The organism is Synergistaceae bacterium (genome assembly GCA_012521675.1).
Classification (GTDB): domain Bacteria; phylum Synergistota; class Synergistia; order Synergistales; family Aminobacteriaceae; genus JAAYLU01.
Map to the genome: position 1 here is coordinate 1 of JAAYLU010000037.1, position 7,072 is coordinate 7,072.

The following is a 7,072-nucleotide window of genomic DNA, read 5'->3' on the forward strand; positions in this document are numbered from 1 at the left end:
GACGAATACTGTGTGTAATCTCACGAGAGGGGAGGGGTCTTGCTTTTGCGGGCCTCTCGCGTTATATTTCAGGTACCTGCCCGGGCACGCGCGGGATAGGGACGGTTTTCGCCCCTTTCGACGCGGCGTTCGGCGGGGTCTTGCGGCGATAGTCATTGACGATTCCAACCCGTTTTTTCGGAAGGAGAGAGATCGCGTGAAGAAATTCATCGGAAGGTCGATGCCGGCGGCTTTGCTCTGCCTGTTGGCGATCCTGTTCGCGGCTCCTCCCGTGTTCGCGGTCGACCCCCTCGTGGCGATTGTGGACGTGGAGGGGAACGAGCAGGTGGTGTCTCAGCACATCCTCGGTGTGATCACGACCAAGGCGGGGGAGCCGATAAACCGGGAGCAGCTTCAAAGCGACATAGAGGCCATCTACGCCCTTGGCTTCTTCTCCTTCGTCGACATCAACCTGTACAGCGTCGCCAGCGGCATCGGAGTCACCTTCGTAGTCCAGGAGAACCCGGTGGTGGAGAGTGTCTCCTTCGCCGGCAACTCGATCTACAGCGACGAGGAGCTGCTGAAGCTCGTCTTCACCACGCCGGGGAACGTGTTCAACCGCGTCTTCTTCCGACACGACCTTGACCGCATCCAGGAGAGGTACCACGAGGACGGCTACGTCATGGTCAAGATAGCCGACGTCCAGATCGAGGAGGGGCGTATCACGGTGCAGATAGTGGAGCCCAGGGTCGGCAACATCATCGTCCAGGGGAACGTCAAGACGAAGACGCACGTCATCGCGCGCGAGATCAAGATGAAGCGAGGCGAGCCCTTCAACGCTACGATACTGAGGCACTCCATCGGCAGGCTGCAGAATTTGGGCTACTTCGAGGACGTCAACGTCGGCTTCGAGCCGGGCGAGGAGCCTGACGAGACCGACATCATCATAACGGTGCTGGAGCAGAAGACCGGCAGGGTGGGAGTGTCCATAAGCCACGGCACGAGAAGCGGCTGGTCCGGCGGGCTTACCTACTCCGACAGCAACTGGAAGGGGCTGGGGCACGTCGGGGAGGTGGGCTTCGAGCTGGGCGACAACTCCCAGTACTGGGCGACATATTCAGAGCCCTACATGGACAGGAACCACTACGCGTGGAAGGTCGGGATCATCAAGCGCAACTGGGAGGACCGGCTATACTACAGGCGAGGCGTGAAGCAGCTGAAGTACGACGAGGACATGACCAACGTATTCGTGGGAGCGGGGAAGAAGTTCGGCAGGGACGAGAAATTCAGCTGGTTCCTGACTCTGGACTGGCGCGACATAGACGCCTACAACATCAGAGAGCAGACGGGAGTGGACGACCTCACCCGTGGAAAGATCTTCTCCGTGCTGGGCACCCTCACCCGCGACAATACGCACCCCTACCTAAGCTACCCCAAGGGCGACGTGATCGACCTGAACGTCGAGCAGGCGATGGAGGCCCTCGGAGGCGAGTACAGCTACACCAAGTACTGGCTGCAGGCGAGGTACTACTCCCCGGTGCTGGGGCTGGAGAACCTGCTGAACCGGCAGTTCGGCGCCATCGACAAGGACAACCCGGTGATCTTCGCGGCGAGGATGCGCATAGGCTTCTCGTCCGGGGAGTTGCCCGTGGCGGGGCTCTACTCGCTCGGAGGCTCGAACACCCTGCGGGGCTACGACTCGGGCGAGTTCGAGGGGACCGACATGTTCCTCGGCAACGCAGAGGTGCGCATCCCCGTGCAGAAGGCCTTCAGCCTGGTGGCCTTCTACGACGTCGGAAACGCCTGGCTGGACGAGGGGATCGACTTCTCCGACCTCCACGACTCGTGGGGCTTCGGAGTCAGGGTGAAGACGCCTCTCGGAAACATGAGGCTGGACTACGCCCAGGGGGAGACGGAGAACAGGACCCACTTCGGCTTCGGAGAGATGTTCTAGCGCCGGGGAGGACACGCGGGCGTGCGTTCTTCGTACAATTGGAGCTTTCGCCATACGGGCTTTACAAAGGGCTGCGCGCTGCCGTTCATCGCCGCAGCCCTTTTCTTGATCTGCGTCCCTGCGCTCGTCGCGGACGCGGGCGAGATAGTGGTCGACGGGGCGCCCTACTGGCTGAGGCAGAGCGTCGAGCGGAGCCTCAGGTCCGTGTGGGAGGAGCTGTCCCTCAACCCCGACCTTTCCGCGGAGGACAGGGTCCGGCTTCTGTCCGTCGTGGCGGAGCGCCTATTCTCCGGCTATTCGCCGAACGTGGTTCCGCGCGGGGAGTCCGTGAGGGTGGACCTTTCCCCTCAGTCCGATACCGCCTGGGGCGTGGAGATAAACCCTCCCCCCCCTGCTTCCTCCCGCGGACGAGTGGTTCGCCGACGCCGCTTCGGAGCTTGAGAGAATTCTGCCCCGGATGCTCGCCCTCCTGCCGTTGGAGGCCCTCGCGTGGGCTGACCTGGCCCTCAAGGAGGCCATAGAGGAGGCGTGCGCCCCGATATTGCCGGGGTGGAACCCGTCGCTGCTGGTGCGATTGGAGGGGAGCGACGAGAGCAGGGTGCTGCGCGTTTCGTTCAACCCGAAGCCGCCGCTGGTGCTTGCGATAGTCCCGTCGATAAACTCCACCACCCTGCCGGTGGCCTTCCGCTCCGACCTGAAGGAGAAGCTGCTTCGCTCCCTGGCCCCCGTGGTCGGCCTGCCGATCGAGTGGGCCTCGATCAACAAGCTTCGGATAGAGGGCCTGGCGGCCGACGCCCTGCTGGACACCAACACAGTGACCAACGCCCGAGCGGCGGTGGACGTATCCTTCTCGCCCGAGCAGCTGTCGCCCGTGGAGGCGGAGGTGGAGAGCTCCAAGTACTCCATAAGGGCCTGGATGGCCGGCTACGCCGGAGCTGAGGGGAGATACCCGGAGATTGGGCTTCACCTGGGGAGGAAGGCGCTCCCGGTGACCGGCTGGGACGTGGAGCTGTACGGCGAATGGGTGATGTCCGTGGAGGACTTCTCGCTGGAGAGCCGCTGGGGATTCCGGTGGAGCCCTGTGAAGAACGTGCTGATAGGCGCGGAGATTGCATTCCCCGGCAACACCCTCTGGTACCGCCTGTCTGTGGCGGAGGGAGCTCGGGCCCCCTACCTGTGGTGGCGGCTGAGCGAGGACGGGGACTCTATCGTCGGCCTGGGGTACAGGCTGGACGGCAGGATCTCGCTGGAGCTGCACTTCGACGAGAGGGATTCTGACAGCTATTCACTCAGGGCCATACTGGACCTGTAAAGATCATTACCTGGACGGAGTGTTTTTATGAAGGATAAGCTTACTCTTCGTGCCGTCGCATCGGCGGTCGGAGGCTCGCCCGTCGGTGAGGGAACCCGCGTAGTCGCCGGGGTCGCCTCGCCCGATAACGCGAGCAAAGGGGAGATAGTCTGCCTGTGGGGCTCGCCCGGAGCGGGCGGAAAAAAGAGGGACTCGGCTCAAGAGCCGAAAAAAGGCGTCCTCTACCTGGCCGACGAGGAATTTTTCGCACTGAATGTCGGCTGCGAGGGGGTCGTGGTCGAAGACCCCAAGAGGGCATTTTCCCTGCTGCTGTCGCTCTTCGAGAGGCCGCCTCGCAGCGCGTTCGGCTCGAGCGGCGTTCACCCGACTTCGTCGGTCGCCGAGGACGCCCGAGTGCACCCTTCGGCATGGGTCGGGCCCGGCTGCGTGGTGGAGGGAGGGGCTGTCGTCGGCAAGGGGGCGTTCCTGCACGGCCGAGTCTTCGTCGGGGAGGACTGTGTCGTCGGGCCGGGCACCGTGATAGAGCCGGGCGCGGTGCTGCTGGCCAGGGTTCGCACCGGCGTTCGCTGCCTGATCCACTGCAATGCTGCGATCGGTTGCGACGGCTTCGGAGTCCCGATGACGCCGGACGGCGGCCGGCCTGAGAAGGTGCCGCAGCTCGGCGGGGTGGTCCTTGGGGACGAGGTGGAGGTCGGCGCCTGCACCACGATCGACAGGGGGACGCTGGACGACACGGTGATCGGCAGCGGCACCAAGATAGACAACCAGGTGCAGATAGGTCACAATGCCGTGATCGGGGAGAACTGCATAATTGTCGCCCAGACCGGCATATCCGGCAGCGCGGTGCTCGAGGACGGCGTGGTGATGGCGGCCCGCAGCGGGGTGAAGGAGCACGCGTGCGTGGGGAAGGGAGCGATCGTCGCCGCCCAGGGCGGGGTGATCAAGGACGTGCCGCCGGGCGAGATAGTATCAGGCTTCCCGGCACGGCCGCACAGGGAGAACTTCCGCCTTCAGGCCGCGTTGCAGCGCGTCCCTGATCTGCTGTCGCGCGTCAAGGAGCTTGAGAAACGACTCAAGGAGCCAGAGTCCGCCGAAGGAACGGGGAAGGGCGAATGAACCGGCCCCGCAGGCTGCGCCGCCCCGTTACTTTCTCCGGCAGGGGGCTGCACACGGGAGAGCCCTCCGAGGCGACTGTGGCACCGCTGGACGGGGGCGGGCCGGAGTTGGAGATCCGAGGAGTCGTCGCCTCTCTCGCAGAGTGCGCCGCCGAGGGAGTCGGGCGCGGTACGACCGTGATTTTGCCGGGCGGCGCCAGGGTTCGAACCACGGAGCACCTGTTTGCGGCCCTGTTCAGCCTCGGTCTGTGGTCCGTGCGGATAACTATGAAGGGGCCGGAGGTACCGGCGTACGGTGGTTGCGCGAAGGAGTTCTCCGACTCTCTGCACGATGCGTCAGAGCCTCTGGGCGACGCCGAGTCGGCGCTGCTTCGCGACCGGGCACTGTCGCCCGCCATGCCTCTGGTAATCGCGGACGAGGGGCGGGGCAGCACTGTCTCGCTCTTTCCGCGGAACGGGTTCAGTGCCGTCTACGTGATCCAGTACGACGGGAGCCCGATAGGGACCAGCATGGTCGCATACGACCACGATTCCGACGACTTCAGGGAGAGCATAGCCCCTGCGCGCACCTTCGCCCTCGCCTCCGAGGTGGACCGGCTGCTCTCCCAGGGGCTGGCCGCCGGGGGCAGCCTGGACAACGCGATAGTCGTGGAGGAGGACTCGGTCCGGGCGTCGGGAGGGCTTCGCTTCCCGGACGAGTTCGCTAGGCACAAGATACTCGACCTGATGGGGGATCTCTACCTGCTGGGTGCGCCTCTCAACGCCGGGATTACGGCCGTCAGGGCCGGACACGCCATGCACTGCAGGCTCGTTGAGCGCCTGAGAGAAAAGAAAGGAGACTGACCATGTTCGACATCTACAAGATTATGAAGTGCTTGCCCCATCGCTATCCCTTCCTGCTGGTGGACCGCATACTGGAGATCGACGAGGAGCACGCCGTGGGGCTGAAGAACGTCACCTACAACGAGCCCTTCTTCCAGGGGCACTTCCCGCAGGAGCCGATAATGCCCGGGGTACTGGTGCTTGAGGCGATGGGGCAGGTGGCGGCGATGATGCTCTCCTCCAGGCCGGGAAAAGAGAGTTTGATAACATTCCTGACCGGGGTTGAGAGGGCGAAGTTCCGCAGGCCGGTCAGGCCGGGGGATCAGCTGGTGACCACCGCCGAGCTGAAGAGGCTTCGAAAGAACGCGGGGAAGGTGCGCACTGTCGGCAGGGTCGACGGGGAAGTGGCGGCGGAGGCGGAGTTCAGCTTCCTGGCGGCGCCCACCCTGGTCGAGGACGGAGAGAAGGCGGACGGCTAGATGCCCCGCATTCACCCGACTGCCATAGTCTCGCCCATGGCGGAGCTGGCCGACGACACGGTGGTGGGCCCATTCTGCGTCGTGCGCGACTGTGTCCGCATCGGCGCGGGGACGGAGCTCTCCTGCTTCGTCACGGTGCTGGACTACGTAGAGATAGGGGAGAAGTGCCGGATCGAGCAGCACGTCGTCCTGGGCGGCGAGCCGCAGGACCTCTCCTTCAGGGGGGAGGAGTCCTGGGTCAGGATAGGAAACTCGGTCATCCTGCGGGAGCACGTCACGATCCACCGGGCCACCGGCTCGTGCGAGAGCACGATCGTGGGGGACGGGTCGTTCCTGATGGAGGGGGTGCACATAGGGCACAACGCGGTCGTCGGCAAGAGGGTCACGATGGCGAACAAGTCCGCCCTGTCCGGCTTCTCGGCGATCGGGGACGACGCGGTGATAGGCGGCATGGCGGGGCTGCACCAGTTTGTGCGGGTGGGGGCGCTCTGCATGGTGGGCGGGCTGTCCAAGGTGGTCAAGGACGTGCCACCCTACCTGACCTGCGACGGAAGGCCCGCGACCATCTACGGCCTTAACAGGGTGGGGATGAAGAGAGCGGGCATGGACTCCGCCTCTCGCACCCTGGTAAAGTCGATCTACGACGAGCTCTTCCGGGGCGGGCTGCCCCTAAGGGCCGCGCTGGAGCGGCTGGCCGAGTCCGAGAGGGGTGACACGCCCGAGGCGCGCGAGATACTCTCCTTCTGCGCCCCGTCCAAGAGGGGGGTCGCACCGTGGACTAAGGGGAGGTCGCACAGGAGGGGCGATGAGGAGGATTAGGCTGCTGGCGCTGGACGTGGACGGCACCCTGACGAACGGCAGGATCTACCTCGACGGCGCGGGGGGCGAGTTCAAGGCCTTCCACGTGCACGACGGCATGGGGATAGCGATGCTTCGCAGGGCCGGGATCCGGGTCGCCCTGATAAGCGGAAGGCGCTCCGACGCGACCGAGCGCAGGGCGGAGGAGCTGGAAATCGACCTGCTGTACAATGGCGTGCGGGAGAAGCTACCCGTGCTGCTCGGGCTGATGGACGAGCTCGGCATATCTCCGGACGAGGCAGCCTACATGGGGGACGACGTGAACGACGTGGAGTGTCTTCGTTCGGTCGGAACGTCCTTCGCCCCCTGCGACGCGGTGCGCGAGGCCAAAGAGGCGGCAAGCACCGTCACAGCCGCACGCGGCGGGGAGGGAGCGGTGCGCGAGGCTGCGGAGCTGATACTGGCGATGAACGGCGCGCCGGGGGACTGACGTTGAAGTCGCGGCCCGGAGTTCGCATACTCGACAGGTTCATACTCAAGGAGCTGTCCGGCGCCTTCATGTTCGGCGTGGCCTCCTTCACTATGGTCTTCGTCGCGGGCGACCTGCTCTTCC

General features: G+C 64.7%; 9 protein-coding genes. All 9 read left to right on the forward strand.

Annotation, left to right across the window (positions count from 1 at the left end):
• The first annotated feature begins 220 nt into the window (after nucleotides 1–220).
• Nucleotides 221–1,933 (forward strand): BamA/TamA family outer membrane protein, encoded by a 1,713-nt coding sequence (locus GX181_04125; GenBank protein ID NLM71136.1) that lies wholly within the window; start codon nucleotides 221–223, stop codon nucleotides 1,931–1,933.
• Between the two features lie 21 nt (nucleotides 1,934–1,954).
• A complete protein-coding gene (locus tag GX181_04130) occupies nucleotides 1,955–2,374 on the forward strand; it encodes a hypothetical protein (GenBank protein ID NLM71137.1) in 420 nt (139 codons plus the stop codon).
• 16 nt (nucleotides 2,375–2,390) lie between these two features.
• Entirely contained in the window at nucleotides 2,391–3,245 is an 855-nt protein-coding gene (locus GX181_04135; protein ID NLM71138.1) for a hypothetical protein, read from the forward strand.
• Between the two features lie 27 nt (nucleotides 3,246–3,272).
• Nucleotides 3,273–4,361, forward strand: coding sequence for a UDP-3-O-(3-hydroxymyristoyl)glucosamine N-acyltransferase (gene lpxD, locus GX181_04140; GenBank protein NLM71139.1), 1,089 nt, complete (start codon nucleotides 3,273–3,275; stop codon nucleotides 4,359–4,361).
• Nucleotides 4,358–5,203: a UDP-3-O-acyl-N-acetylglucosamine deacetylase gene (locus tag GX181_04145; protein ID NLM71140.1), complete on the forward strand. Its 846-nt coding sequence runs from the start codon at nucleotides 4,358–4,360 to the stop codon at nucleotides 5,201–5,203. Before lpxD ends, GX181_04145 begins: the two co-directional genes overlap by 4 nt.
• A gap of 2 nt (nucleotides 5,204–5,205) precedes the next feature.
• On the forward strand, nucleotides 5,206–5,661 hold the full coding sequence (fabZ, locus tag GX181_04150) for a 3-hydroxyacyl-ACP dehydratase FabZ (GenBank protein NLM71141.1): 456 nt from the start codon (nucleotides 5,206–5,208) through the stop codon (nucleotides 5,659–5,661).
• On the forward strand, nucleotides 5,662–6,480 hold the full coding sequence (lpxA, locus tag GX181_04155) for an acyl-ACP--UDP-N-acetylglucosamine O-acyltransferase (GenBank protein ID NLM71142.1): 819 nt from the start codon (nucleotides 5,662–5,664) through the stop codon (nucleotides 6,478–6,480). It begins immediately after the preceding gene.
• The gene (locus tag GX181_04160; GenBank protein NLM71143.1) at nucleotides 6,467–6,949 is read left to right on the forward strand and encodes an HAD-IIIA family hydrolase; all 483 of its coding nucleotides are present in this window, start codon (nucleotides 6,467–6,469) and stop codon (nucleotides 6,947–6,949) included. The genes lpxA and GX181_04160 overlap by 14 nt, the downstream gene beginning before the upstream one ends.
• 2 nt (nucleotides 6,950–6,951) lie before the next feature.
• A partial coding sequence (locus tag GX181_04165; protein ID NLM71144.1) for an LPS export ABC transporter permease LptG occupies nucleotides 6,952–7,072 on the forward strand: 121 nt, incomplete at its 3' end.